The organism is Actinomycetota bacterium, from assembly GCA_035765775.1.
Classification (GTDB): Bacteria; Actinomycetota; CADDZG01; order JAHWKV01; family JAOPZY01; genus DASTWV01.
On record DASTWV010000026.1, the window covers coordinates 56,010 to 81,756 of the forward strand.

Annotated in this window: 27 protein-coding genes and 1 tRNA gene; 7 read left to right on the forward strand and 21 right to left on the reverse strand. The window is 71.6% G+C overall.

All coding sequences use genetic code 11. The annotated features are described in order from the left end of the window. Nucleotides 1–306: 306 nt before the first annotated feature. Nucleotides 307–984 (reverse strand): hypothetical protein, encoded by a 678-nt coding sequence (locus VFW71_05410; protein ID HEU5002202.1) that lies wholly within the window; start codon nucleotides 982–984, stop codon nucleotides 307–309. A gap of 72 nt (nucleotides 985–1,056) precedes the next feature. On the opposite strand from VFW71_05410, the gene VFW71_05415 reads away from it, so the two are divergent. From VFW71_05415 to VFW71_05425, 3 genes are read left to right on the forward strand one after another with little or no spacing between them, the layout of a single operon-like run. Continuing rightward, nucleotides 1,057–2,616, forward strand: coding sequence for an ATP-dependent DNA ligase (locus VFW71_05415; protein HEU5002203.1), 1,560 nt, complete (start codon nucleotides 1,057–1,059; stop codon nucleotides 2,614–2,616). 57 nt (nucleotides 2,617–2,673) lie between these two features. Further along, nucleotides 2,674–2,916 (forward strand): DUF2630 family protein, encoded by a 243-nt coding sequence (locus VFW71_05420; GenBank protein ID HEU5002204.1) that lies wholly within the window; start codon nucleotides 2,674–2,676, stop codon nucleotides 2,914–2,916. Nucleotides 2,917–2,923: 7 nt separating this feature from the next. Beyond that, nucleotides 2,924–3,202, forward strand: coding sequence for a UBP-type zinc finger domain-containing protein (locus VFW71_05425; GenBank protein ID HEU5002205.1), 279 nt, complete (start codon nucleotides 2,924–2,926; stop codon nucleotides 3,200–3,202). 18 nt (nucleotides 3,203–3,220) lie between these two features. On the opposite strand, the gene VFW71_05430 is transcribed toward VFW71_05425, so the two are convergent. Both VFW71_05430 and VFW71_05435 read right to left on the reverse strand, forming a co-directional pair. Beyond that, nucleotides 3,221–4,363, reverse strand: a complete 1,143-nt coding sequence (locus VFW71_05430; GenBank protein HEU5002206.1) for a glycosyltransferase family 4 protein — start codon at nucleotides 4,361–4,363, stop codon at nucleotides 3,221–3,223. Continuing rightward, nucleotides 4,360–5,466 carry a lysylphosphatidylglycerol synthase transmembrane domain-containing protein gene (locus tag VFW71_05435; protein ID HEU5002207.1) on the reverse strand — a complete coding sequence of 369 codons (1,107 nt, stop codon included), beginning with the start codon at nucleotides 5,464–5,466 and terminating at the stop codon, nucleotides 4,360–4,362. The genes VFW71_05430 and VFW71_05435 overlap by 4 nt, the downstream gene beginning before the upstream one ends. Before the next feature lie 566 nt (nucleotides 5,467–6,032). Between VFW71_05435 and VFW71_05440 the strand changes: the two genes are divergently transcribed. From VFW71_05440 to VFW71_05455, 4 genes are all read left to right on the forward strand, one after another. After that, nucleotides 6,033–6,686, forward strand: a complete 654-nt coding sequence (locus VFW71_05440; protein HEU5002208.1) for an MOSC domain-containing protein — start codon at nucleotides 6,033–6,035, stop codon at nucleotides 6,684–6,686. A gap of 28 nt (nucleotides 6,687–6,714) precedes the next feature. Further along, nucleotides 6,715–6,981, forward strand: coding sequence for a hypothetical protein (locus VFW71_05445; protein HEU5002209.1), 267 nt, complete (start codon nucleotides 6,715–6,717; stop codon nucleotides 6,979–6,981). 301 nt (nucleotides 6,982–7,282) lie between these two features. Continuing rightward, on the forward strand, nucleotides 7,283–8,845 hold the full coding sequence (locus tag VFW71_05450; protein ID HEU5002210.1) for an O-antigen ligase family protein: 1,563 nt from the start codon (nucleotides 7,283–7,285) through the stop codon (nucleotides 8,843–8,845). A 3-nt stretch (nucleotides 8,846–8,848) separates the two neighbouring features. Further along, nucleotides 8,849–9,316, forward strand: coding sequence for a hypothetical protein (locus VFW71_05455; GenBank protein HEU5002211.1), 468 nt, complete (start codon nucleotides 8,849–8,851; stop codon nucleotides 9,314–9,316). A gap of 116 nt (nucleotides 9,317–9,432) precedes the next feature. Here the strand turns inward: VFW71_05455 and VFW71_05460 are convergent, their stop codons facing one another. The 18 genes from VFW71_05460 to rpsB all read right to left on the reverse strand — a co-directional run bounded on the left by VFW71_05460 (nucleotide 9,433) and on the right by rpsB (nucleotide 25,652). Then, a complete protein-coding gene (locus VFW71_05460; protein ID HEU5002212.1) occupies nucleotides 9,433–9,774 on the reverse strand; it encodes a hypothetical protein in 342 nt (113 codons plus the stop codon). Between the two features lie 80 nt (nucleotides 9,775–9,854). Then, on the reverse strand, nucleotides 9,855–10,058 hold the full coding sequence (locus tag VFW71_05465) for a DUF3565 domain-containing protein (protein HEU5002213.1): 204 nt from the start codon (nucleotides 10,056–10,058) through the stop codon (nucleotides 9,855–9,857). A gap of 51 nt (nucleotides 10,059–10,109) precedes the next feature. Then, nucleotides 10,110–11,018 (reverse strand): DMT family transporter, encoded by a 909-nt coding sequence (locus VFW71_05470; GenBank protein ID HEU5002214.1) that lies wholly within the window; start codon nucleotides 11,016–11,018, stop codon nucleotides 10,110–10,112. 99 nt (nucleotides 11,019–11,117) lie between these two features. Further along, nucleotides 11,118–11,816: a putative 2OG-Fe(II) oxygenase gene (locus tag VFW71_05475; GenBank protein ID HEU5002215.1), complete on the reverse strand. Its 699-nt coding sequence runs from the start codon at nucleotides 11,814–11,816 to the stop codon at nucleotides 11,118–11,120. 167 nt (nucleotides 11,817–11,983) lie between these two features. Continuing rightward, a tRNA-Leu gene (locus VFW71_05480) sits at nucleotides 11,984–12,068 on the reverse strand. A gap of 56 nt (nucleotides 12,069–12,124) precedes the next feature. Beyond that, the gene (locus VFW71_05485; GenBank protein ID HEU5002216.1) at nucleotides 12,125–13,750 is read right to left on the reverse strand and encodes an ABC transporter substrate-binding protein; all 1,626 of its coding nucleotides are present in this window, start codon (nucleotides 13,748–13,750) and stop codon (nucleotides 12,125–12,127) included. 14 nt (nucleotides 13,751–13,764) lie between these two features. Beyond that, on the reverse strand, nucleotides 13,765–15,438 hold the full coding sequence (locus tag VFW71_05490; GenBank protein ID HEU5002217.1) for an ABC transporter substrate-binding protein: 1,674 nt from the start codon (nucleotides 15,436–15,438) through the stop codon (nucleotides 13,765–13,767). Between the two features lie 97 nt (nucleotides 15,439–15,535). Beyond that, complete coding sequence (gene secG / locus VFW71_05495; GenBank protein ID HEU5002218.1) at nucleotides 15,536–15,772, reverse strand: preprotein translocase subunit SecG; 237 nt, start codon at nucleotides 15,770–15,772, stop codon at nucleotides 15,536–15,538. Nucleotides 15,773–15,850: 78 nt separating this feature from the next. After that, a complete protein-coding gene (tpiA, locus tag VFW71_05500; GenBank protein HEU5002219.1) occupies nucleotides 15,851–16,621 on the reverse strand; it encodes a triose-phosphate isomerase in 771 nt (256 codons plus the stop codon). A 25-nt stretch (nucleotides 16,622–16,646) separates the two neighbouring features. Beyond that, complete coding sequence (locus tag VFW71_05505) at nucleotides 16,647–17,837, reverse strand: phosphoglycerate kinase (GenBank protein ID HEU5002220.1); 1,191 nt, start codon at nucleotides 17,835–17,837, stop codon at nucleotides 16,647–16,649. Between the two features lie 73 nt (nucleotides 17,838–17,910). After that, nucleotides 17,911–18,933 (reverse strand): type I glyceraldehyde-3-phosphate dehydrogenase, encoded by a 1,023-nt coding sequence (gene gap / locus VFW71_05510; protein ID HEU5002221.1) that lies wholly within the window; start codon nucleotides 18,931–18,933, stop codon nucleotides 17,911–17,913. 304 nt (nucleotides 18,934–19,237) lie between these two features. Beyond that, nucleotides 19,238–20,521, reverse strand: coding sequence for a M50 family metallopeptidase (locus tag VFW71_05515; protein ID HEU5002222.1), 1,284 nt, complete (start codon nucleotides 20,519–20,521; stop codon nucleotides 19,238–19,240). Further along, nucleotides 20,518–21,690: a 1-deoxy-D-xylulose-5-phosphate reductoisomerase gene (dxr, locus tag VFW71_05520; protein HEU5002223.1), complete on the reverse strand. Its 1,173-nt coding sequence runs from the start codon at nucleotides 21,688–21,690 to the stop codon at nucleotides 20,518–20,520. Before dxr ends, VFW71_05515 begins: the two co-directional genes overlap by 4 nt. A gap of 23 nt (nucleotides 21,691–21,713) precedes the next feature. Further along, a complete protein-coding gene (locus tag VFW71_05525; GenBank protein ID HEU5002224.1) occupies nucleotides 21,714–22,631 on the reverse strand; it encodes a phosphatidate cytidylyltransferase in 918 nt (305 codons plus the stop codon). 7 nt (nucleotides 22,632–22,638) lie between these two features. Then, nucleotides 22,639–23,211: a ribosome recycling factor gene (gene frr / locus VFW71_05530; protein ID HEU5002225.1), complete on the reverse strand. Its 573-nt coding sequence runs from the start codon at nucleotides 23,209–23,211 to the stop codon at nucleotides 22,639–22,641. 58 nt (nucleotides 23,212–23,269) lie between these two features. Next, a complete protein-coding gene (gene pyrH, locus VFW71_05535) occupies nucleotides 23,270–23,974 on the reverse strand; it encodes a UMP kinase (GenBank protein HEU5002226.1) in 705 nt (234 codons plus the stop codon). A 29-nt stretch (nucleotides 23,975–24,003) separates the two neighbouring features. After that, nucleotides 24,004–24,606, reverse strand: coding sequence for an elongation factor Ts (gene tsf, locus VFW71_05540; protein HEU5002227.1), 603 nt, complete (start codon nucleotides 24,604–24,606; stop codon nucleotides 24,004–24,006). A gap of 65 nt (nucleotides 24,607–24,671) precedes the next feature. Continuing rightward, on the reverse strand, nucleotides 24,672–25,652 hold the full coding sequence (rpsB, locus tag VFW71_05545) for a 30S ribosomal protein S2 (protein ID HEU5002228.1): 981 nt from the start codon (nucleotides 25,650–25,652) through the stop codon (nucleotides 24,672–24,674). Nucleotides 25,653–25,747: the final 95 nt, after the last annotated feature.

Below are 25,747 nucleotides of genomic sequence, written 5' to 3' on the forward strand. Positions count from 1 at the left end.
CCAGGGCCAGCGTGCCTGCGCCTCCCTACCGGCGTCCCCCTACGTGGTGCCTGCCGGACCGGGATCCTATCGAGCGCTGGCCCACTACTGAGGCATTTCGGTCGCCGTACCCAGTCCTGCCAACCGGTGGCCGTGCCCGAAGCACGCGTGAACTCCCTCCCCAGGGCCCCCCACGGTCCCACGCGCCCGCGGCCACGGTCGCCGACGGTTGCAGTGAATGTCGGCGCGTTGCCCAGGGATCTGAAGCCCTTAAGACGGCAAATCGCGGGCCCTGGCTCAGGCTGGCTCAGGCCGGCTCAGGCTGGCTCAGGCCTGGTCGGGGTCCATGAGCGGCAGGTCCAGGCGCAGGCGGATGCGCTGGGCCGGGCCGAGGTTGGCGTCCAGCCATTCGTGGTTCAGCTCCATGGCGTCGAAGTCCTTCCAGATGCGCTCGTCCCCGGCACAGCTGTACTTCCGGCAGATCCCCGGCCGGTCGGCGTAGACCCCGCAGAACCCGGTGGCCCGGTCGTTGTGCGTGCAGTACCCGTCCCGGTCATGGCGGATCATGTAGGGCCACCCGAGGTCGAAGCGCACCGCCCCGGCGTCCACCTCCCCGCCGGTGAGGGCGAAGTGCAGCTTGCAGCACACCGCGTGGCAGACGTGCATGCGCTCGCCACAGTTGACCTCGCGGGTCGGATCCGGCCGGGCGCCTTCGGCCCGCATGGCGATGGTGGGCCAGGGGACACCCTCCGGCGATCCATCCGGCTCCCCCGCCCCGCCGGGGGCGGGGTCCCCTTCCGGGAGCGCCACCTCCGCGGGCACGACGCCGGCGGCGCGCAGGGTGCCCACCAGGTCATGGAGCTCGCGCTCGATGCGGGTGGAGCGGGCGGCGATGCGCTCGAATGCGGCGTGGGTGAAAAGGCTACCCCGCTCGACCATGCGGTCCAGCTCACCCACCCGGTCGGGCGCCGCATCCGCCGGGGAGGGGGTCACATCATCTGCCATGGGGGGCGTCGGTGTCATCGTCGGGGAGACCTCCTGCGGCCAGTATGACCGCCGGTGGCGGAGAATCGGCACATGGGGACCACGTTGGGGACCACGTTGCTGTCCGACCTCGCCACCACATCGGAGGCGGTGGCGGCCACCCCCGGCCGCCGGGCGAAGATCGGCCTCCTGGCAGCCACCCTCCGCCGCCTGGCCCAGGACGAGGCCGCAGTGGCGGTCGCCTACCTGTCCGGGGCGGTCCCCCAGGGCGCCCTGGGCGTCGGGTGGGCGTCGGTACGCGACCTGCCGCCAGCCCAGTCGGCTCCCCCGTCGGTCACCATCCTCGACTTGGACGCCACCTTCGCCCGGCTGGCGGCCACCGCCGGGACCGGGTCGCAGGCAGCCCGCCGGTCCGAGCTGCACGCCCTCTTCTCCCGGCTGACCTCCTCCGAGCGCCGCTTCGTCCTCGGGCTCCTTTCCGGCGAGCTGCGCCAGGGGGCCCAGGCGGGGGTCGTGACCGAATCGGTGGCCCAGGCGGCCGGGGTGCCAACCGCCGAGCTCCGCCGGGCGCTGCTCCTCGCCGGCGACCTCCCGGCGGTCGCCGGCGCAGCCCTTGCCCACGGGAGCGACGGGCTGCGCCAGTTCCGCCTCGAGGTGCTCCGCCCGCTGAAGCCGATGCTGGCGCAGAGCGTCGCCGACCCGGCCGCCGCCCTTGCCCGCATCTGCCCGGCGGCCGTCGAGTGGAAATTCGACGGCGTGCGCATCCAGGTGCACCGCCTCGACGCCACCGTGCGGGCGTTCAGCCGCACCCTGGCCGACGTGACACCCCGGGTTCCGGAGCTGGTCCGGGCGATCCAGGCCCTCCCCACCGGCTCGCTGATCCTGGACGGGGAGCTGCTCGCGCTGCGCCCCGACGGCCGCCCACGCCCCTTCCAGGAGACGATGAGCCGCTTCGGCACGCAAGAACCCGCAGCAGCCCGACCCGGGCGGATTGCCGGCCCGGTTGCCGGCACCCTGGCGATGGTGTTCTTCGACTGCCTGCACGCCGACGGCGAGGACCTGATCGACCTGCCGGCGGAGGAGCGGTTTGCGGCCCTGCGGGGCCTGGTCCCCGCCGATGTGGTGGTGCCGCACGCCCTCGTGGCCGATGCCCCCGGCGCCGAGGCCTGCCTCGACGCCGCGCTGGCCGCCGGGCACGAAGGCGTGATGGTGAAGGACCCGGCGGCGCCCTACGAGGCCGGCCGGCGGGGAGCGGCCTGGCTCAAGGTCAAACGGGCGCACACGCTGGATCTGGTGGTGCTGGCCGCCGAGTGGGGCCACGGCCGGCGCCGGGGCTGGTTGAGCAACCTGCACCTCGGGGCGCGCGGGCCGGGCGGCACCTTCGTGATGCTGGGCAAGACCTTCAAGGGGATGAGCGACGCCGTGCTGGCCTGGCAGACCGCCGAACTCCTGGCCCGGGAGGTGCGCCGGGACGAATGGACGGTCTACGTGCGCCCCGAGCTGGTGGTCGAGGTCGCCTTCGACGGCATCCAGTCCAGCTCCCGCTACCCGGGCGGCGTGGCCCTCCGCTTTGCCCGCATCAAGGGGTACCGCACCGACAAGCCTGCGGCCGGGGCCGACACCATCGAGACCATCCGCTCCCTCAGCACGTGAACCGGTCAATAATGGACGGACCGACGCAGCGGGACGGGGCGAGGTCCAGGAGGGGGCATGGACGACCAGGAGATCTTCGACCGCATCAATGCCATGGCGCACGAGGAGCACCAGCTCTTCGAGAAGGAGTCCCGGGGCGAGGCAAGCCGGGAGGAGAAGACCAGGCTCGCCGAGCTCGAGGTCGCCCTCGACCAGACCTGGGACCTGCTCCACCAGCGGCGGGCGCGGCGCAGCGCCGGTCTGGACCCCGACCAGGCGCAGGTGCGTGACCCGGGCACGGTCGAGGGGTACCTGGGATGAGCAGCCGATGAGCGACACCGAGCGGCTGGCCTGCACGCACCTCAACCGGATCCAGGAGGTGACGCCCCGGACGACCGGGTGCGAGGAGTGCCTGGCCACCGGGGACCTGTGGGTGCACCTCCGACTGTGCATGACCTGCGGGCACGTGGGCTGCTGCAACAGCTCCCGGAACCGCCACGCCGCCCAGCACTATGCCGAGACCGGGCACCCGGTGATGCGCTCGTTCCAGCGGGGGGAGACCTGGTACTGGTGCTTCGCCGACGAGGTCGAGTTCGAGCTGGAGTAGCGCCGAGGCACGGTCACGTCAGGGCCGTGATGCGGCGGCCGCAGCTTCCAGCCGGGCGAGGTACGACGCCAGCCCGGCGGCCAGGGTGTCATAGGAGAACCGGTCCACCGCCCGGCGGCGGGCCTCGGCCCCCATCCGGGCGCGCAGGTGGGGATCGCCGAGCAGGCGGCCCAGGGCCTCCGCCACCCCCCGGGGATCCTCCGGATGGTCCACGACCAGCCCGGTCTCGCCGTCGGCCACCGCCTCGGGCGCCCCGCCGCTGTTGCCCGCCACCTGGGGCACGGCGCATGCCGCCGCCTCGAGGAAGACGATCCCGAACCCCTCCTGCTCGAGGCCGCCCCAGCGGGTCCGGTTGGGGGCGGCGAACACGTCGGCGCACGCATAGAGGTCCGCCAGCAGGTCATCCGGCACCGACCCCAGGAAGCGCACCGGCGCCCGCTGCCGGCGGGCGCGCTCCTCCAGCCGTTCCCGGTCCCGACCCGTACCAGCGACCGCCACCGTCAGGCCGGAGAAGTCCCGGGACACCCGGGCGGCGGCGTCGATCAGGACATCAGCCCCCTTGCGGGGCACCAGCCGCCCGACGTTGACGACCAGCGGCCCGTCCGGCAGGCCGAACTGCCTGCGGGCAGCCTGGCGGGCCGGCTCCTCGAGAGGCCGGAAGCGCTGGGTATCCACCCCGGGGGGCACGACGGCGAGGTCGAGGTCGCGCCCCGCCGCCCGCTGGACCTCGCTCGCCACCCACGACCCGGCCGCCACCGCCCCCGCCGCCCGGCGCAGCACCCGGCCCACCGGTGCCCGGCTGACCGGCAGGCGGCCCGGCACCGTGATCTCGGCCCCGTGGGCCACGACCGCGTAGGGCCGCCCAAGCCGGGGACCCAGGGCGCCGAGGGGCAGGACCGGGTCCAGGACGACCAGCGCCGAGCCCGTCTCCCCCGCCAGGCGTTGGATCCGGCGTTTCAGGTGCCCGGATGGCCACAGCACCGTGCGGGGTACCCGCTCCACCCGGAAGGGCTGCGACGCGTCGAAGGCGGCGTCGCCCGGGTGCACCGTGGTGAGGACGGAGAAGCTGTCCGGCGGCAGGCGGCGCCACAGCTCCCAGAGGTAATTCTGGATGCCGCCGACCTTGGGGGGGAAGTCGTTGGTGACCAGCAGGTGGGTCACGAATCGACAGCGGTCTCCGCCTGCTCCGGCCGCCCCTCGGGGACGCGGTGGCCGACGCGCAGCGAGAGGTACGACAGGCCCCCGACCGGGATCGGCAGCCAGAAGCTCACCAGCCGGTAGGCGATGACCCCGAGACCGGCGACGTCGTGCGGGGCACCGAAGACGATGAGGGTGGAGGTGAGGACGAACTCCACCACCCCGATGCCGCCCGGCGTCAGGGGGATGACGGCGACGATGTTGCCCAGGGAGTAGCAGATCAGCAGGGCGTCGGGCTGCAGGTGGTAGTGGAAGGCCGCCAGCATCACCCACAGGGCGCCGGCATCCAGGACCCAGTTCAGGGAGGCGAAGCCCACGGCCTGGCCCAGGAGCTTGCGGTTGGCGGCCATGAGCCGGAGCTGGTCCGCCACCCGCTCCACCAGGGCCACCACGGACTCCTCGTCCAGGAACTTGACCCGCCGGCACACCGCGCGCACCACGCGCAGGGACTTCTCCTCGCCCCGGGTGAGCCCGAACACAACGAAGCCAAAGAAGCCCACCAGCACCACGCCGATGAACGCGGCGGCGACGTAGAACACCTTCGGGATGGCCGAGGTGTCCCCGGCCGTGTGGGTGAGCGCCCGCAGCGGGATGGACAGGACCAGGCCCACCCACAGCAGGCTGTTGAGGATGACCGCCGAGCCGATGCTCTGGACCGCCAGGGTCAGGCCGGCATCGCTCTTGCGGACGCCGGCCTCGGTCAGCAGGCGGAAGCCGAGGCCGGTGCCCGCCGCCGACCCGCCCGGGATCACCCGGGTGACCGCCAGCGTGGCCAGGTCCACCCGCAGGATACGGGCGAGGGTGGGCGTGGGGCCGAACTGGGTGAGGACCGACCTCGTCAGCAGGGCGTAGGCAACCAGCGATGCCGCCTCCAGGACCAAGCCGGCGGCGACGAAGCCCAGGTTGATATGGGTGAGGAGGCTGACGTGGCCCTTCTGGGTGCTGAGCTTGACGAGGACGTAGTAGATGAGGACGACGGCGATCGCCACGCCCACGACGCGGCGCAGCATCTTCGGGATCCGGAAGCGGTGATGCCGGCGCTGAGCGGCGGGAGCCGGGGCACTCATGGCGTGGCCTGCGGGTCCGGGAGGGGACGCGTCTCCCCCCGAAAGTCACCGCGCGAGTTCACGGACCGGCACCTCCTCGACGCCCGGCACCAGCCGACCGGCCAACGCCGGGCGGCGACGCCCAGACCATTTCAACACACGGAATTTACCGCGGTGTGGTTTGTCGGCATCCGTCGCCCTGCAGGCTGTCGCCCAGGCTGGTTTTCGACCATGGCGACAGCACAACGCCGGGTGCGCGTCGGGGCCTCGGTGGGGGCCGGGCCCTACCTGCACGCGTGGTACAGCCAGGGGATGTACTACTCCACCAACTATCCCGCGGATGAGGGGTGAGGTCCGATTTCCACCAGCCCGGTCTGGCCGTAGCCGGGCCGTGCGTGCGGTCCCGTGGGGTCAGGCCAGTGGAGCGGGGGATCGGCAGGAAGCGGAGCCGGTCAACGAAGCCCTGCTGCAGGTCCTCGGCCACCGCCGCCGCCGAGCCCATGCCCCGAACAGCATTGAGGAATGCGCGGCCGCCCACCGGTGTTGCTCCCCCCGTAGCCTGCACCGCAGGCGGAGCCGGAGGGACGATGGACACGCAGGCCAGGGCGCGGGTGGTGTCGGTGAACGTGGGCGGGGTCCGGGAGGTCACCTACCGCGGGAAGCCGCGGACGACGGCCATCTGGAAGGACCCGGTCGAGGGCCCGGTCGGCGTGAGCAACGCCGGCGTCGTGGGCGACCGCCAGGCCGACCCCACCGCGCACGGCGGCCCCCGCAAGGCGGTGTACCTCTACGGCACCGACGACCTGGCCTGGTGGGAGGCCGAGCTGGGTGAGCGGGTCGGGCCGGGCACCTTCGGCGAAAATCTCACCGTGGCGGGCGTGGTGATCAATGACGCCCGCATCGGCGAGCAGTGGCGGGTGGGGAGCGCCCTGCTGGAGGTCACCCAGCCCCGCTTTCCGTGCTGGAAGCTCGGGTTCCGCATGGGGGACCCCCGGTTCCCGAAGCGCTTCCTGGAGGCCGGGCGGGCGGGAACTTATGTCACCGTGCTGAGCGAGGGTGCGGTGCAGGCAGGCGACGCCATCGAGGTGGTCACCCGGCCCACGCACCCGGTGACGGTGGGCCTGGTGGCCCACCTGAACCACGCCGACCGGGAACTGGCCCTCCTCCTGCTCCAGGCCGCCGAGGCCGGGATCTCGCTGGACGAGTGGCAGGACCTCCTGGGCCAGGCGGGAGTCGGCTGACCCGGGCGGCGAGCGGCTGCCTGAACCGATGGCCACGCCGGACGAGATCCTCGCCGCCGCCCGGACGGTGGTGCTGGTGGACTGCCCGAGCCGATCGGTCCCGGAGGCCCTGGCTCGCGCCGGCTTCACCGTCGGCGTAAAGGGCGGGGCGGGACCGGCGGACTTCTCGGTCTTCGAGGTCGACGAGGCTCCCGGAGGTCCCGCCAGAGGGGGTCCCGCCACCGGCGAGATCGGCGCAGCGGGAAGTTCCCGCACACTTCCCCGCCTCGCCGAGCCGCAACGGTCCGGTGTCTAGTTCGGATGACCTGCTCTCACGATAATTAAAGAAGACCTGGCATCCAAAAAACCCAACAAACCCCTTGACAGATCCGGCGTCTGCCCCCTAGTGTCGGCTGGCAAGGAGACATCAAGTGCTTCGGCCACCTGCGGGGCCTCTGACCACTCGGGGGCTCTGAGCGTCGCTCATGTGAGCTCACAGGGTACTTCGTCGCATTCTGCCCCGCTTCCACCGTCCCAAACCCGTCCAATAGGAGCTTGGTGGGGATGCGCCACGGGAAGTTCCCCTGGCGCCGGACCGGAGGTCACGCATGGCACATATGGCACCCGTAGATGCAGTGGCACCCATCCACGTGGCGGCCCCGCCGGTCGGCGTGCGACCGGCGCCCGCCGGTGTCGTGCACCCGCCCGGTGCCAGGCGGGCGGCCACCGCCCAAACCGCGCACCTCCCGATCCCCGCCCTCCTGCTCCTGGCGGGCCTTGCCACGGGCGCCGCGGCGCAGGGTGGGTACCACACCGCAGGCCAGATCGGGATGGCGGGCTTCCTCGGTGCCGCGCTGGTCGCCTCAGTTGCCGCCTCGTTCTCCGCCCGCCGCCCGCCTTGGCGGATCCTCTCCGCGGTCCCGGTCCCCGCCGCCGCCACCCTGGCGGCCTGGGCGGTGGTGAGCGGAGCCCGGGCGGGCGACACCCGGGCCGCCCTCTCCATCGTCGGCCTGCTGGCCGGCGTTGCGGCGGTGGTCATCGTGTGCCAAGCCCTGAGCGGCCCGCAACGCGAGCTCCTCGTGTCCGGTGCCGTCGCGGTCGGGGCCCTCGTGGCGCTCACCGGCTGGGCCGGCGTCGCCTTCCGCTCCGCACCCTGGGCTCTGGAGAGCAGCGGGCTGTGGCGGGCCGCCACCACCCTCACCTATGCCAACGCGGCAGCTGGGCTGCTCGTACCCCTGGCCCTGGTGGCGATGGCCGCCTTGTGCGGGGCAGCGCTGCCCAAGCCACCGGTCACCCGTCCCGGCCTGGGGCGGGCCCCCTCTCCCCTGCTGGGCGCCGGCGCGTTCGTGCTCACCCTGGGCGCGGTTGCCACCCTAAGCCGGTTCGGTTTCCTGACGCTTTGCCTGGGCTTCGCCATCCTGGCGGCGCTGCTGGGCCCCGGGCGCTTGGTACGCCATGCCGCGGCCCCGGTCCTGGGAGCCGGCCTGGCGCTCGCCACCCTGCTGCCCTCGGTTCCGGGAGACCACCCCGCCCGGCCGCTTCTGGCGGCTGCCGGGCTCCTTGCCGGGCTCCTCATCGCCGTTGCCGGGCCCGCGCCGGTCGGCCACCTCGGGGAGGCCCTCGGGCGGCGCCGGGCCGCCGTGGCCCTCGTCGCCCTGGGCGTGGTAGCCGCGGGCACCCTGGCGGTGCTGGCTCCCACGCTGCACGCGGTCTCGGCCGTCCGCCTCAATCTGGCGTCGCCCGCCCGGACCCAGTCCACCCAGGCGGCGCTCCGGCTGGCTGCCGGCCACCCGCTCACCGGCGTGGGGCCGGGCAACGCCGGCCTGAGCTGGGCGGGGCCGGGCGGGTCCCGCCTCTTCTCCCGGTACGCCCACGACGAGTACCTCCAGACCCTCGCCGAGTTGGGCGCCATCGGGGCCGGCCTCTTGCTGGTGCTCCTCGTGTCCGCCGCGGGTCAGGTTGCTCGAGGCCGCCGGCTGGTCCCCAGCCGGGCACTGTGGGCCGGTGCGGTCGCCGGTCTCGCCGCCTTCGCCCTGCACAGCGGCGCCGACTTCCTGTGGCACATCCCGGTCATCCCCCTCACGGCAGCACTCCTCATCGGCATCACGGCACCACCCAGAACCACCGCCGTCGCCACTCCGGGTGGCGGTTCCGCCAGTCCCTCGAACCAGGAGGTGTGAACCATGCTTCGACGACGTTGGCTCACCGTCGCAGTGACGCTCGCAGCAGGCACCACCCTCGGCCTTGCCCTCCCGCACCTGGGTGCGGTGGCGCAGTCCTCTCCCCCGTCATCGCCGCCTGCGGCGATGGTCCACATCGATGGCGCCACGCTGGCCGCCAAGGGCGCCGGGGTGACCGTGGACCTCTCGGTCACCTGCCCCACCAACGCCCAGTTCGCGTTCCTGAGCACGCAGGTGGTGGAGCGTAACGGCAACGGCGTGGCCTCCGGGGTCGGAGGGACGCAGACCAACATCCCGTGCACCGGCTCGACGACGACCACGACCGTCACCGTGCCGGCCACCAGCCCGGGCCGAGCGTTCAAGAAGGGCCCGGCCCTGATCACCGCGACCCTCTCCTTCTGCGACTTCTCGGTGCCGAGCAACCCGTGCACCTCCGTCGCAGACAGCCAGACGGTCGATATCACGCGCTAGCCCGGACCCACAGCACCCACGAACCGCGGGATCCCGGTCCCGCGGTTCGTCGCGCGCTGGCCTGGACCTCGGCCGCAGCCGCCAACCGGTGCGACCAGCTGGAGGCGGCGCGGTGCCTACATCCCGGGGAGAGCGAGATAGGGCAGGACCTCCATGCCCGGCGTCCCCGGCGACCGGAGATGCGGGTGGCCGTCCACGAGGGCCGTGGCCGCCTCCAGCGAGTCCGCCTCCACGATGCTGTAGCCGCAGACCTGCGAGCTGCTGGAGCCCACCGAGCCCCCCTCCAGGTGGTTGCCCGGCCCGATCGGGGAGCCGAGATCGACGAGCGCCGGGCCGCAGGATGCCGCCCACTGCTGCCACAGCGCCATGCCGGCCGCCGACTGCTCCGGGGTCAGGTTGGTCATCATCTGCTGGACGGTGGCGGGATCCGCGGTGTAGAGCACGATGAACCGGGCCATGGCGCCTCCTTTTTTCGTGTCGCCTCCCCAGACAGCCTGAGCCAAGCACCCGGCCGAGAGCGCGTCAAGGGGGAGACGGGTCAGCCCTCCAGTCCGCCGGCCGGCTCACACCGGGGGCAGTCCAGTTCCATGCCGATCCGCCCCGCCCGGCCTTCGTCGGTCTCCACCCAGGGGCGCAGCTGGAACGGAGGGCGGTGGCGGACGTGTTGGGTGTGCCCGCAGTCGAGCTCGGCCACCCAGTCCCCCTCCTGGTCCTGGTGGAAGCCGACGATCAGGCGGAGCACGGCGCAGCCTCAGGTGGCGGGATGCCGGGAGGACGGCTCCGGCGCCAGCCGCTAGACGGGTACATGACCCGACTCCAGGGAGGCGAGGCCTGCGGGGGCTGACGGTACGTCCGTCAGCTGTCCAACGAGTGCGGCACCCAACAACAAGGCCCCTCCCGCCAGGAGCGGCCATCCCAGGCTCTCGCGACCGAAGGCGACCGATAGGGCGCCCGCCACCACGGGCTCCAACGACAACACCAGGGCCGTCGGCACGGCGCCCATCCGAGCCTGCCCGTACAGCTGGGCTCCAAAGGCCACCAATGTCGCCAGGAGCCCGGCAAACGCGGCTGACGCCAGCAGTCCCGGGGTCGCATGGACCCGGCCGATCGAGCCCTTCAGCACGCAAACCACGGCGGCCAGGGCCGTGACACCGACGAGTTGCATGGCCGTGAGGTCGACGATCTCCTGTGCCCGAACCACCCTTTCCGCCACCAGGAGGTAGCCGGCGAAGCCCAGGGCACACAGGACGGAGAACGTATCCCCCGCCGTGAAGTGGTTGAGAGACTTGAGATAGATGATGCCCGCCCCGATGGCGGCGAAGCCCACCGCCACGAGCGTCCCGGCCTTAGGGCGCCGCCCCCGGAGGAGGGCATCGACGGCTGGGACGATCACAACCGAGAGGCTGGTGAGGAACGCGACCCGCCCCGGCGTGGACAGTCGCAGTCCCTCCGTCTGAAGGGCGAGGCTGGCGTAGAGGAGCCCGGCCAGGATCCACCCGCCGGGCCTTCGCCACACTGGTCGGTGCAGCCCTTTCCACCACAGCAGCGGGATGATCCCCAGACCGGCCACAAAGAAGCGCAGCGCAAGGAAGGCATCGACGGGAGTGGATCCCAGGCCGCCCTGAATGACGGGGAAGGATGCTCCCCAAATGACGACTGCCACGAGGAGCGCCCCGAGTCCAGAGAACCTGGGCGACCTCATATCACCCGGGATCCTACGATCACTCGGCCGCGCTCAGGAGCAGGTCCTGGTGAGCACCAGGACGGGTCTCTCGAGCGCTCCCGGTGGCCGGGACGACCGTTAGGTGGCGCTGTAGCCGAGCAGCTGATCCCCTTGGAGACCGTGCACGCTGAAGTTGAAGGAGATGATGACCCGCTCCAGGTCGCCCTGGTAGGGCAGCGCCATGTGGGCCAAGTAGGAGGGGAACAGCAGCAACTGGCCCACAATCGGCTCGATGTCGTGACTGGGCGGCATCAGGTAGGCGTTGCCGGCGTCCACAAAGGCACCGCCCAGGTGGGTGAAGTTCTGGCCGTAGAGCCGGGTCACCCCGTTGGCCGCCCCGTAGACCGGGTTCTGGATGCGCTTCGAGGACTCGTCGATCTGCACGATGTACACACCGGACCACGAGCAGTTCCCGTGCGTGTGCACGTCATGGAACGTGCCGCTGCTGCTGCACTGGAACCACATGCCCTCAATGCCCACGCTGACCTTGGCAATCTGGCCCGCCCACGCCTGCTGGTTGGCCGCGGTGACGGTCTCGTTGACGCTGCCGACCAGCCACTCCACCCAGTGCCGCCAGCCGCCCAGCCTCACGACCTGGAGCAGGTCGTCGTCACTGGCGAAGAACGCCCCGGGCTCCTGGCCACGCTTGCGCTGCTGCACGGCCCGGATCTGCCCGAAGGCCTCGACAAGCTGGGGATTGAGCTGGGCGGCCTCCGGGTACCGGTGCACCCCGATGGGGGTCGGCCACAGCAAACGAAGTCCGCCGTTCTGGGTCATTTCCGTCCCTCCTTGTCGCCGCGCGTACAGCAGGCCATGATAGCCGAGTACGGTTCTTGCGCCCGCGTCACAGGGAACCGAGCTCACGCGGCCGCGCCCCGCAGGTTCTTGCGCGGGGAACTGGGTGCTCCGAGGACAGCACCAGGCGTGGCTGCTCCCTCAACTTGTGTCGGAGAGGGGATTTGAACCCCTATGAGCTTGCGCTCACTAGGCCCTCAACCTAGCGCGTCTACCAGGTTCCGCCACTCCGACCCGGAACCGCCCAAGTATAGCGACCGCATCGGGGGGCCTCTGCCCGGCCCGGATGCCTACGGCGCCAAGCTCAGCCGGGATACTTCGAAGCCGCCCAGCAGGTCCACGTAGAAGCCGTGCACCCGGGCGTCGGCGGCGTCGTGGTTGCGGTAGAAGCCGATCGGGGCCACGGCCATGTCGGACAGCACCTTGCCCTCGACGTAGCGGTACAGCAGCAGGCTCTGCGCGGTGTCGCTGACCCCCCGGGCGGCATGGAGCACGTACTGCACCGCCCCGTCGGAGTAGCCGGTGTGGTTGTCCAGCGACTGGCTGGAGAACAGCGGGGTCAGGAACCAGTCCGCCAGGGGGTAGTCGGCCACCCACACCAGGAGGAACATCTCCTGGCTGTTGGAGTTGAGCATGGCCAGGTAGTCGGCAGGCGAGTGCGGCCGGAGCTGCAGGGTGATCCCCACCGCCTTCAGGTCGGCGGCCATGGCCTGGGCGAGGGCGTCGCTCGGCCCCCCGGCCGGGTAGTCGAAGGCGATGCTCGGCCCGCCATTGGAAGCGTTGGGGAACGCCGCCTTCACCAGCGCCCTGGCCTGGTCGGGCTGGTAGGTGCAGGTGGTGGCGCACGCCAGGTCGCTGTGGCCCGGGAGCCCGGGGGGGACGATGCTCGTCGCCGGGGTGAGCACGTTGCCGTACACCTGGGACGCCAGCGACTTCCGGTCGAGGGCGAAGCTGACCGCCTCCCGCAGCCGGGGGTCGCTCACTGCCGGGTCCTGGAGGTTGAAACCCAGGTAGAGCCCCCCGGCCAGCGGGCCGAAGCCCCGGCTCCCGAACTGGGCCACTGCCGAGGACATGGCGTCGGGCGGGACCTCACCCACGTCCACCCGGCCGGAGTGCAGGTCGTTCAACACCGCATTGGGCGACGGGCTGACCACCAGCGTCACCTCAGGGATCGCGGGCGCCGGCCCCCAGTAGTCGGGCGACCGGCGCAGGGTCAGCGGGCCTTTCAGGCCGCTGTTTGAGGTGAGCTCGTACGGTCCCGAGCCCACCGGGCGCTTCATGAACCCGCTCGGGTCGGCCTGGACCTGGTCGGCGGGCAGCGGGGCGGTTGCCGGATCGGTCAGGACGTACGGGAAGTCCACCCAGGGGCTGGTGATCGTGATCTGCAGTGTGTGCGGGTCCAGGGCCTGGACGCCGGACAATGAGGTGGCCGTGGCGGAGACGTTGACGTCATCGAAGCCCTGGACCGGTTTCAGCAGGTAGGCAAGGCTGGAGTCGGTGGCCTTCTGGGCGAGGCGGTTGAGGGCGAAGGCCACGTCGCCCGCGGTGACCGTCACCCCGTTCTGGAACCGGGCGTCCGGGCGGAGGTGGAACACGAACCGGGTGCCATTGTCCTGCACCTCCCAGCGCTCGGCCAGCTTGGGGACCAGGGCATAGGTCTGGCGGTCGTAGCCCACCAGCGGCTCGAAGATCTGCTCCGCCACCAGCAAGTCGGAGGGGTTGACCCGCAGGGCCGGGTCGAGCGTGGTGGGCGGCCGGATGCCGATCCGCAGGTCGCCCGGTGGCGGGGTGGGCCGGGGTGAGGCCGGTTTCGCCCGCGGATGCCCCGTGAAGATGCAGGCCGGGAGGCAGACCGCCAGCACCAGGACCAGCGCCAGACGGCCGCGAGCCCGGCCGTGGCCGGCCCGCCAAGGCAATCCGCACCCCACGATCAGCCCCGCAGCGCCACGGTGCGCAGGGTCGGGTCACCGAAGGGGTCCATCCCCAGCCCCGACCAGCGGGCCAGGCGGGCGAGGCGGACCCCGCCCGGCCAGAAGAGCGGGATCACCGGGAGGGTGGCGAGGGCGTCCCGTTCAGCCTGCGTGTAGGCGGAGGCCCGGGCTGCCGGGCGGGTGATCGCCCGGGCTGCGGCCAACGACGCGTCGAGGGCCGGGGAGGAAAAGCCAGTGAGGTTCAGGTCCCCCCCGGTGCCCGCGACGCGGGCGAGGGCGGCGTCGGGCGTCGGGTAGCGCAGCACCGCATCCACCGCCACGCCGGCGGGGGTGGGGCCCTGGACCGCGGCGGCGGCCTCCCCGCGGACGAGGGCCACCCGAGGCTGGACCGCCACCGGAACGGCCTGGGCGTCGATGCCGAGGGTCACCCGCAGGTCGCCTGCCACCGCCTGCATCCAGGCATCCTCCCCAACCCCGGCGGCGTAGTACAGCGGGAACCTGCCGGCAAGCGCCACCCGGGCGGCAGCGAGCAGGCGCCGGGCCTGGGCAGGGTCATAGGCACAGGCGGTGCACGGCGCGCCCGGCCCGGGCGCCACCACGATCTGGTCCGGGAACTGCTGGCCGGGGGTGGGGCTGGCCAGGGCGGTGGAGGCCGAGCCGGGCACGGTGGGCGGCACCAGCCCGACCGCCGGGGCGGCGCTCCCCCCGAAGACTGACGCCGCGATCCGGGGCCGGTCGATCGCCCGGGAGAAGGCCTCCCGCACGTCCGCCGCCGCGCTGGACGTCGGCGGGGCGAGCGCCCCGAGGCCCACGGCCAGGAACGCGGTCGCCCCCAGCGGCCCTTCGATGAAGCTCTTCTTGCCGAGTGCCTCCACCTGGGCCGTGGCGGTGGGCACCACCGGCGCCCAGTCCACCGCGCCGGCGTCCCAGGCGCTCTCCCCCGCCCAGGTGGAGGGGTAGACCCGGGCCACGACCTCGGCGACATGCGGCGTGGGCGTCGGGTGGTGCCTGTTCGGCACCAGGACGACCGAGGGGCTGTGGAGCCACCCCCCCGCCGGCGTCGGTGCCAGGGCGAACGGCCCGTCCCCCACCGGCGAGTCCGCCCAGGACGGCTGCGCGTCGGCGACGGTTGCCGGGCTGGGCACGGGGAAGAACGGCGTGTCCCCGCACCGGATGAGGAACTCGGCGTCGGGAGCGCTGAGGTGGATCCGCAGGGTGTCCGTGCCGAGCGCCCGCGCACCGGACAGCGTGGTGGCCCGGCCTCTGGTCACGTCGCCCGCCCCGGCGATCCCGTCCAGCTCCCCGCTCAGGCTGCCCGGGGCCGCCGCGATGGCGGGGCTGAGCGCCCGGGTCATCCCCCGGACGAAGCTGGCGGCGGTGACCCGCTCCCCGTCCGAGAACCGGGCGTCGGTGCGCAGGTGGAACGTGAAGACGGTGTTGGCGGGGTTGACGTCCCACGACGTGGCCACGTCGGGCATGACCGCCTCGGTGGTCGGGTCGTAGCTCACCAGCCCGTCGAACAGCGCCTTGACCAGCAGCGATTCGGAACCCGAGGATGCCAGGGGCGGGTCGAGTGTGGCCGGCTGGTCGATCGCCATCCGGAAGGTGCCCCGGCCGCCGGACGCCGTCCCGGCCCGCGAACAAGCGGCCGCCACCAGGGCGAGGCTGACCACCAGCGCGCCGCGCGCCAGGATCGACGGGCTCAGCGAGGGGCACTCCCTTTCGTGGAACGGCGGGACCGGTGGCTCACCGTTGCGGCGGCGCGGACCTCTACTTCAGGCGCAGGGCCAGCAGGATGGTGGTGACGGCGAAGATGCAGCCCAGGATGACCGTCATGCGGTCCAGGTTCTTCTCCATGGCCGACGACCCGGAGAGGCCCCCGCCCATCCCACCGCCGAACATGTCCGACAGCCCGCCGCCCCGCCCGGCATGGAGCAGGATAAACAGGATGAGCCCGAAGCTCACGAGGACATGGATCACGACGATGAGGTCGGTCAGCCAGTGCACGGATGGGTCTCCTGCCGCGGACGAAAAGACCTGAACTGGTACGAGGTCAGCGCCGAGTGTAGCACGCAGGCCCCAGCATCAGTCCGCCTGATCGTAGCGAACGATCCGGGCGAACTCCTCCGGATCGAGGCTCGCTCCGCCCACCAGGGCACCGTCGATGTCGGGCTGGCTCATGAACCCGGCGACGTTGGCCGCCTTCACGCTGCCCCCGTACTGGACCCGCACCTCGTCGGCAACGTCGCCCGCCACCGAGCGCACCGTGGCCCGGATCACTGCGATGGTGGCCTGGGCGTCGTCCGGGTAGGCGTTGCGCCCGGTGCCGATGGCCCAGATCGGCTCGTAGGCGATGACCAGCGAGGCCAGCTTGCCGGCCGGCACCCCGGCCAGCCCGGCACGGACCTGCCCCTCGACCTTCGCCTCGGTGCCGCCGGATTCCCGCTCGGCGAGCGTCTCCCCCACGCACATGATGGGCACCAGGCCGTGTTGGAAGGCGGCCTTCACCTTGCGGTTGACCCCCTCGTCGGTCTCGCCGAACACCTCGCGGCGCTCCGAGTGCCCGAGGATCACGTAGGTCATCCCCAGCTTGGTGAGCATGGGCGCCGACACCTCTCCGGTGTACGCCCCGGACTCCGCCCAGAACATGTTCTGCGCCCCCAGGCCGACGGCCATCCCGGCGCTGTCCACCGAGGTCTGCACCGTCCGCAGGGCGGTGAACGGCGGGCAGATGACCACCTCCACCCGCTCATAGTCCTCGGCGCCCAGGCGGTTGCGCAGGCTCTCGACGAAGTGCATCGCCTCGAGGTGGGTCTTGTGCATCTTCCAGTTGGCGGCGATGACCGGCCGGCGCATGTCCGAATTTCCTGACGGAGACCGGCTAGCGCGCCGCGGGGATGCTGGCCTGCAGCGCTTTGATGCCCGGGAGCTCGCGGCCCTCCAGGAACTCGAGCGAGGCTCCGCCGCCGGTGGACAGGTGCGAGACGGACTCGGTGAGGCCGAAGGCCGCCAGGGCGGCCGCCGAGTCCCCGCCCCCCACGACGGTGAAGGCGTTGGACCTGGCCACCGACTGGGCCACCGCCTTCGTCCCCTCGGCGAAGCTGGCCCACTCGAAGACGCCCATGGGGCCGTTCCACAGCACGGTGGCCGCCCGGGCGATCCAGGCGCCGAAGCGGGTTGCCGAAGCCGGACCGATGTCGAGAGCCATGCCGTCCGCCGGGATCGCCGACACCGCCACGACCGATGCCTCGGCATCCCTGTCGAAGGCGGTGGCCACGACGACGTCGGTGGGCAGGACGATCTCAACCCCGGCCTTCGAGGCCGCCGCCAGGGTCCGGCGGACCTCCTCGATGCGGTCGGGCTCGATCCGGGAGGCGCCCATGTCCTCGCCGGTGGCCGCCAGGAAGGTGTTGGCCATCGCCCCACCGATGAGGATGGCATCCGCCCGGCGCAGGAGGTTGCCCACCACCGCGATCTTATCGGAGACCTTGGCCCCGCCCAGCACCACGACGAACGGCCGGTCGGGGGATGCCGTCAGCCGGGAGAGCACCTGGACCTCCCGCATCAGCAGCAACCCGGCGGCGGACGGCAGGAGCTCTGCCACCCCGACCACCGAGGCGTGTGCCCGGTGGGCCGCCCCGAAGGCATCGTCGACGTAGGCGTCGGCCAAGGAGGCGAGGCGGGCGGCGAACTTGCGGTCGTTGGCCTCCTCGCCCGGGTCGAAGCGCAGGTTCTCCAGGAGCCCGACCTCGTCGGGGCCCAGGCCCTCGAGATCCTCCGCCGGCCCCGCCGGCCCCGAGGTGAGACGGACCTTCATGCGCAGGAGGTCCGACAGGGCCTGGGCCACGGGCGCCAGCGAGTACTTCTCGGTGGGCACCCCCTTGGGCCGCCCGAGGTGGGAGCAGCAGATCACCGTCGCCCGCCGGTCGATTAGCGCCCGCAGGGTGGGCAGGCTGGCCCGGATCCGGGTGTCGTCGGACACCTCGCCGCCCGACAGCGGGACATTGAGGTCGCAGCGCACGAGGACCCGCCGCCCGGCCACGGGCAGCGAATCAAGCGACGGCAGGTTCACGGCGCCCAGTATGGGAGCAGCGCCGGCTCGGAGCGCAAGTCGAGGATCCGGTGGTCCAGCGGGATGGGCCGGGTCACGGAGCGATGTAGCCGATCAGGTCGATCAGGCGGTTGGAGTACCCCCACTCGTTGTCGTACCAGCCCAGCACCTTGACCATCGAGCCCATCACCATGGTGCACAGCCCGTCGATGGTGCATGACGCGGGGTTGCCCACGATGTCGGAGGAGACGATCGGGTCCTCGGTGTAGACGAGGATGCCCTTGAGGCGCTGCGAGGCGGCGGCCTCCTGGAAGACCCGGTTGACCTCATCGGCGGTGGCTGGCTTCTCCAACACGCACACCAGGTCGGTGACGCTGCCGACGGGGATCGGGACCCGCATCGCCATCCCGTGCAGCTTGCCCTTCAACTCGGGGATGACGAGGAAGGTGGCCTTGGCGGCGCCGGTGGAGGCCGGGACGATGTTCAGGGCGCCCGAGCGCATGCGGCGCAGGTCCGGCACCCCCTTGCGGGTGGTGGCCACCTGGTCCTGCAGCTGCTGCTCGGTGGTGAAGGCGTGGATGGTGGTCATGAGGCCGCTGACGATGCCGAAGTTGTCCATGAGGATCTTGGCCATCGGAACGACCGAGTTCGTGGTGCAGGAGGCCGCGGAGAGGATGTTGTGCTTCTCAGGGTCGTACTGGTCGTCGTTGACCCCCATGACGATGGTGATGTCGGGGTCGGTGGCGGGAGCGGAGATGAGCACCTTCTTGGCGCCCGCCTCAAGGTGCTTGCTGGCACCCTCCCGGTTCGTGAAGATCCCGGTGGACTCGACGACGACATCGACGCCGAGCTCCCCCCAGGGCAGAGCCGCCGGATCCCGTTCCGCCAGCACCTTGAACGCGGTGCCATTGACCGCGATGCCTTCGTCGCTCACCTTGACCCCTGCCTCCAAGGGTCCCATCACGGTGTCGTAGTGCAGCAGGTGAGCCAGGACCTTCGCATCGGCGAGGTCGTTGACCGCCACCAGTTCCACGTCCGCTTCGGGACGCTTCAACAGTGCTCGGGTGAAGTTCCGCCCTATCCGCCCAAAACCGTTGACGCCGATGCGTACTGTCATGACGCCCTCCCCATTCCCGTGCCGTCCGCCAGCAAGGCGTGCATACCCCCAAACACCAGTGGTAGGCGGGAATGTTAACGACTTGTTGATAGTCCTTTTCAACCCGGTCCCAGCCGGGCGGGAGAGTCCCCCAAGAATCACCCCGTAGGGTGAGAACGAATCGAGATTTTGTCTGGATTGCGGCACCCATGGGCGGCTCGCGCACGCCACCGCCGCCCACACCTCTCTCCCCGCAACCGTATCCAGACTTCTAACCGGCCCGCCTCATCCCCCGTCGCCCGGCGTGGGCCGAGGGATGGGCGGCCTACTGGAACGGGTTGGCTGCCGGGTGGAACACGTCGAGGTACAGCACCACCAGGCTCAAGGTCACCAGCAGGCTCAGCACCAGGGCGGCCACCGGGGCGACCTTCCGGGAGTCCACCGCCCGGCCGCGGAGCTTCTCGATGCCCAGAATCAGCAGGTGGCCCCCGTCGAGCGGGGGCAGCGGGGCGAGGTTGATCACGCCGAGGAAGACGATGAACACCGCCAGCACCTCGATGAGGGCCTGACCCTGGCCGGTCTTGGCGGCGTCGCCTGCCAGCCGGGCACCCCCCACCAGGCCGACGGCGGTGCTCCCGGACGACGAGTTGGTACCCGACGCGCCGCTCGACCCGGATGGCTGCTGGCCGTTGCTGACCGCCGAGAAGAGCTGGTGCAGGCCCGAGGGCGAGAACAGGTCGCCGATCCCCTGCACGCTGGTCCACATCAGGGTGCCCACCCCGCTGATCCCCGACCACGCCGCCTTAGGCAGGGCCTGGCGGTCCTCCTTGACCCGGGCCGAGACGCCGATGAACCCGATGGTCTTGGGCTCGGCCTTGGCGTCCGGGTTGGGCTTGGACTCCGGCGTCACCGTCAGGGTGATCAGCCGGCCGTGCCGGCGCACCTGCAGGGTCACCGGCTCGTTGGCGTGGCTGCGGATCACCTTGGAGAACGCATCCCAGTTGGCCACCGGGGCGCCGTCCGCCCCGACGATCGTGTCGCCGGGCTGCATGCCCGCCCGCGCCGCCGGCCCGATGGTGCCGGTCAGGGAGCCCTGCGTGGCGCTGACCGAGTTGAGCGTGGTGGTGGGATTGCCGATGGTGCCCAGGGCGGCGAAGGAGAAGGTCAGCAGGAGGAAGGCCAGGATGAAGTGGGTGGTGGACCCGGCGACCAGCACGATGGCCCGCTGCCAGGCGGGCTTGTTGCGGAACATCCGGTGCTCCTCGGAAGGGTCGCCCGAGGTTTCGACCACCCGCATCCGGGTCCGGCCTCCCCCCTCCCGGTTGCCCTCCCGGTTGCCCTCGTGCTCGCCCCGGCCAGGGTCGGCGTCGTGCACCAGCTGCAGCTCGGCCATGCCGGCGATCTTCACGTACCCGCCGGCCGGGATCGCCTTCATCCCGTACTCGGTCTCGCCCCGGCGCCAGGAGAACAGCCGGGGGCCGAAGCCGAAGAAGAACTCCTCGATCTTCATGCCGAAGGCGCGGGCCGCCAGGTAGTGCCCGGTCTCGTGGAACATCACCAGGAACACCAGGGTGGCGATGAAGATGATCACGCCCAGGGTGCCGCTCATCCACGCATCTCCTCGATCAGGGCGGCGGCGCCGGCCCGGGCTCGGGCATCGGCATCCAGGACCGCCTCCAAGCTGGCTGCAGCCGGTTCGTGACCCTCCAGCACGCCTTCCACCACGCCGGCAATGCTCGGGAAGGTGAGCGCCCCGGCCAGGAAGGCCTGCACTGCCACCTCGTTGGCGGCATTCATCGCCGCCGGGTAGGTGTCGCCCTTCCGGCCGGCGTCGTAGGCCAGATCCAGGCAGCGGAAGGTTGCCCGATCCGGGGCCTCGAAGCTGAGCGCCCCGAGCGACGCCCAGTCCAGATGCTTGGCCTGCTGGCTCCCCCCGGGCGAGAAGCGGTCCGGCCAGCCGAGGGCGACCTGGATGGGGAGGCGCATGTCGGGGGGGGCGGCGTGGACGAACACCGCCCCGTCCAGCGTCTCGACCAGGGCGTGCACCGTGCTCTGCGGGTGGATCACGACCTCGATCTCGTCGTAGGTGAACCCGAACAGGAAGTGCGCCTCGATCACCTCGAGGCCCTTGTTCATCAGCGTCGCCGAGTCCACGGTGATCTTCGGCCCCATGGACCACACCGGATGGGCCAGCGCCTGCTCGACGGTCACGGACTCCAGCTCGGCGGCCGAGCGACCCCGGAACGGGCCGCCGCTGCCGGTGAGGATCGCCTTGCGCACGTGGTCGGGCCGGGTGGCGGCGAGGAGCTGCCAGAGGGCGGAGTGCTCGCTGTCCACCGGCCGGATCTGGCCGGGCCCGGCCTTGGCCATCACCAGCTCGCCGGCGGCCACCAGGCTTTCCTTGTTGGCGAGGGCGAGGATCCGCCCGGCCCGGAGGGTGGCCAGCGTGGCCTGCAGGCCGGCGGCACCCACCACCGCATTCAGCACCACGGTGGCGCCCGCCTCCTCGGCGACCTCCGCCGCCGCCCCGTCGCCGCTGACGGTCCGCACATGGTCGGGCAGCCCCCCCAGGTCGCCGGAGGTCAGGCCCACCAGGCCAACATCGAACTCCTTGGCCTGCTCGAGGAGGGTGTCGCGGTCGGAGTGCGCGCTCAGGGCCGCCACCCGGAACCGGCCCGGATGGTCCCGGACCACATCCAGCGCCTGGCGGCCAATCGACCCGGTCGAGCCGAGGACGGCGATGGGCACTGGCTCGTCGTCGCCGAACAGATCTTGCACCTCGAGCCCCATCCCCTCGTCCACTAGCGGAGCCCGAAGACCCGCAGCGACAGGTAGGCGACCGGCATGCAGAACACGATGGCGTCGATGCGGTCGAGCACCCCGCCGTGGCCCGGCAGGATGGACCCCATGTCCTTGATCCCCAGGTCCCGCTTCAGCACGGACTCGAACAGGTCGCCCAGCGGGGCGGCGAGGGCCACCAGGGCGCCGAGGAGCGCGGCCCCGCCGATCCCCCACGGGCCCAGCAGCGGGGCGATCATGGCGCTCAGCACGATGACGGCCACCGTGGCGATGGCGGCGCCCTCCCGGGTCTTCTTGGGCGAGATGCGCGGGGCCAGGGGGTTGTGCCCGAAACTGCGGCCCCCGAAGTAGGCGGCGATGTCGTAGATCGCGGCGGCGCCGATCGTGGCCAGGAGGATTCCCCGGCCCTTGTGCAGATGGAGGGCGGCGGCGGCGAAGCTCGCCAGCAGGGGGATGTAGGCGACGCCGAGCATCGTGACGGCCAAGTCGGCCAGCGCCCGGCCCTTCTCCCGGCCCCAGGCGTGCCAGACGAAGGCCAGCGCCAGGGTCAGGAAGGCCACGACGGGCACGACCGACTCGCCCCGGCGGTAGGCGGCGACCAGCAGCGTGGCCCCGGCGACGAGGCCGAGGGCGGTGGCCGGCTGGTACCCGGCCTTGCGGACCGCCAGGTAGAACTCGCCCTGGGCGACGCCCACCAGGGCCACCAGGAGCACCAGGAGGGCGGGGGGGCCGATGACGCCGAGCCCGATGGCGACGCCGGCCAGGACCACGCCGGTGACGAGCCGGGAGACCAGGTCGCCGCCCTTCCTGGGCGGGTGGGCACCGGGCGCGGGCACCGGCGCCTCCGGGGCGGGGGTGGGCCGGCGGACCGGTGCGAGGTGGGGCCGTGGTGGGCGCGGCGGCTGGGGGGTGTCGGGCATGGCCCGGTCAGACCTCCTTGAGCTCCTGCTCCTTGGCGACGACCACTTCGTCCACCTCGGCAATGAAGCGGTCGGTCACCCGCTGCAGCTCCTTCTCGTGGCGGCGGAGGTCGTCCTCGGAGATCTCGCCGTCCTTCTGGCGGTGCTCCATGTGTTCCTTGGCGTGCCGGCGCACGTTGCGCACCGCCACCCGGCCCTCCTCGGCCCGCTCCCGGACGACCTTGATGAGGTCCTTGCGCCGGTCCTGGGTGAGGGGCGGGAATGTGAGGCGGATGATCGTGCCGTCGTTGCTGGGATTGATCCCGAGATCGGAGGACTGGATGGCCTTCTCAATGGCCCCCAGGGCGCTGCGGTCGTAGGGCGTGACCACCAGCATCCGTGCCTCGGGCACCGAGATCCCGGCGATCTGGTTGAGCGGGACCTTGGAGCCGTAGTACTCCACGTCGATCCGCTCGACGAGGCGGGGCGACGCCCGTCCGGTGCGGATGACCGAGAGCTCCTCCCGGGTGACCTGCAGGGCCTTGCGCATCTTCTCTTCGGCGTCGAGCAGCTCCTCGGTGTCGTCCACGGTCTCTCCCATCCTCGGCCCTGTGTCGGTTCCGTCCCTGTGGTTGGGCTGGCAACCCCCGGGGCCTGCCTTACGCCGGTGGGCGGGCGCCCACCCGGGTGCCGACATCCTCCCCCAGCACCACCCGCTGGAGGTTTCCGTCGACGGTGAGGTCAAACACAATGATCGGCAGGGCGTTGTCCATGCATAAGGAGATGGCGGTCGAATCCATCACCTTGAGGCCCCGGCTGAGGACGTCGATGTACTCGACGTCGTGGAAGCGCTGCGCCTCCGGGTGGTGGCGGGGGTCGGCGTCGTAGACCCCGTCCACCCGGGTGCCCTTCAGGATGGCCTCAGCCCCCACCTCGAGCGCCCGCACCGAGGCGGCGGTGTCGGTGGAGAAGTACGGGTTCCCAGTCCCGCCCCCGAAGACGACGATGCGCCCCTTCTCCAGGTGCCCGATCGCCCGGCCCCGGATGAAGGGTTCGGCCACCTCCTGCATCCAGATGGCGCTCTGCACCCGGCACTCGGCCCCCACCTGCCCGAGCGCGTCGGCGAGGGCCAGGGCGTTGATCACCGTGGCGAGCATGCCCATGTAGTCGGCCCGGGCGCGCTCCATCCCCATCTCGGCCGCCTGGGTGCCGCGGAAGATGTTGCCGCCGCCCACCACGACGGCGATCTCCACGCCCAGGTTGTGGACCGCGGCCAGCTGCTTGGCCAGCGAGCTCACCACCCCGGCGTCGATGCCGAACCCCGCCTCAGCCCCCGAGAGCATCTCGCCCGAGAGCTTCAACATGACCCGCCGGAAGACCGGCTGCACGCCGGCTACTCCCCTCCGGCGCCGGGATCGGGTCCGGCCTCGTCCGCCTCCCCTACCTTGAAGCGGGAGAACCGGCGCACCACGATGTTCTCCTTCATGGTGGCGGCGACCTCGCCCACCAGATCCTCCACCTTCTGTTTGCCGGTGGAGTCCTTGATGTAGGGCTGCATGAGCAGCACCCCGCCCTTGCCCTCGAGCACCGCCTTCACCCGCCCGTCCACGATCTTGTCGACCACCTGCTCGGGCTTGTTCTTGACCGCGTCCGAGTTGCGGGCGATGGCACGCTCCGCCTCGATGAAATCGACCGGGACGTCCTCCCGGCGGACCCACTTGGGCTCCGAGGCGGCCACCTGCATCGCCAGGTTGCGGGCCAGCTCCCTGAACTCGGGGGTCTTGGCGACGAAGTCGGTCTCGCAGTCCAGCTCGATCAGGACCCCCACCTTGGGTGGCAAGCCGCCCACCTCATGGATGTAGGCGCTGACCAGACCCTCGGAGGCGGTCCGGCCGCTGCGCTTCTGGTTGTCGGCCAGGCCCCAGGTGCGCAGCAGCTCCTTGGCCCGGGCCAGGTCGCCCGCCGACTCGGTCAGGGCGCGCTTGCAGTCCATCATCCCGGCGCCGGTGCCGTCGCGCAGGGCCTTCACGTCGGCCGCCTTGATGGCGGGGGGCTCCGGGCTCACCGCCGCCTCCCCTCCTCCTCGTCCTTGTAGATCACCTTCAGCTCCTCTTCGATGTCCTCACCGGGGATGGGGGCGTCGTCCAGCAGGGGCCGGCCCTCGGCGGGTTGCTCCTCCTCGGCGCGCTCGGGCTCGGGCGCCGCCCCGGCCGGGGCATCCTCCTTGGCCTTGCGGGCCTTCTCCGCCTCTTCCTGGGCCAGCATGATCTCCCACTCGGCGGGCGGCTCCTCGCCCCCGGCGGTGTAGGTCACACCGGACGCGGCGGCCGCCTCGGCCGCCGCGATGACCTCCGGCGGGCGGGCGCCCAGACCGGCGGCGGCGGCGTCGGCGATCACCCGGGCCAGCAGCGAGCCGGACCGGATGGCGTCGTCGTTGCCCGGGATCACGAAATCGACCACGTCGGGGTCGCAGTTGGTGTCGACCACAGCGATGATCGGGATGCCCAGCTTGCGGGCCTCCTTGACCGCGATCTCCTCCTTGCGGGTGTCGATGACGAAGATCGCATCGGGCCGCCGGGAGAGCTCACGGATGCCGTCGAGGTTCTTCTGCAGCTTCTCCAGCTCGTGGCGCAGCCGCAGGGCCTCCTTCTTCGGCAGCTCCTCGAAGATGCCCTGCGCCTCCTGGGTCTCCAGCTCCCGCATGCGCCGGATCCGCTTGTACATGGTCTGGAAGTTGGTGAGCATGCCGCCCAGCCAGCGGTAGTTCACGTAGGGCATACCCACCCGCTTGGCCTCGTCGGCGATGGCGTCGGCGATCTGCTTCTTGGTGCCCACGAAGAGCACGACGCCCCCCCGGGCAGTGAGGTCCCGGACGAAGGAGTAGCTGGCCTCGATCCCCTCGAGAGTCTTGAGGAGGTCGATGATGTAGATCCCGCTGCGCTCGGTGAAGATGTACCGGCGCATCTTCGGGTTCCACCGGCGGGTCTGGTGCCCGAAGTGGACTCCGGACTCCAGCAACTGCTTCATGGTGACGACGGCCACAAGGCCCCCTTTCGGTTCCTGGCCGGATTCCCGGCCCCTCCGCCCACGTTGACCCCCGGCTCGCGCCCGGGGCACCGATCCTCGCAGTTCGTGAG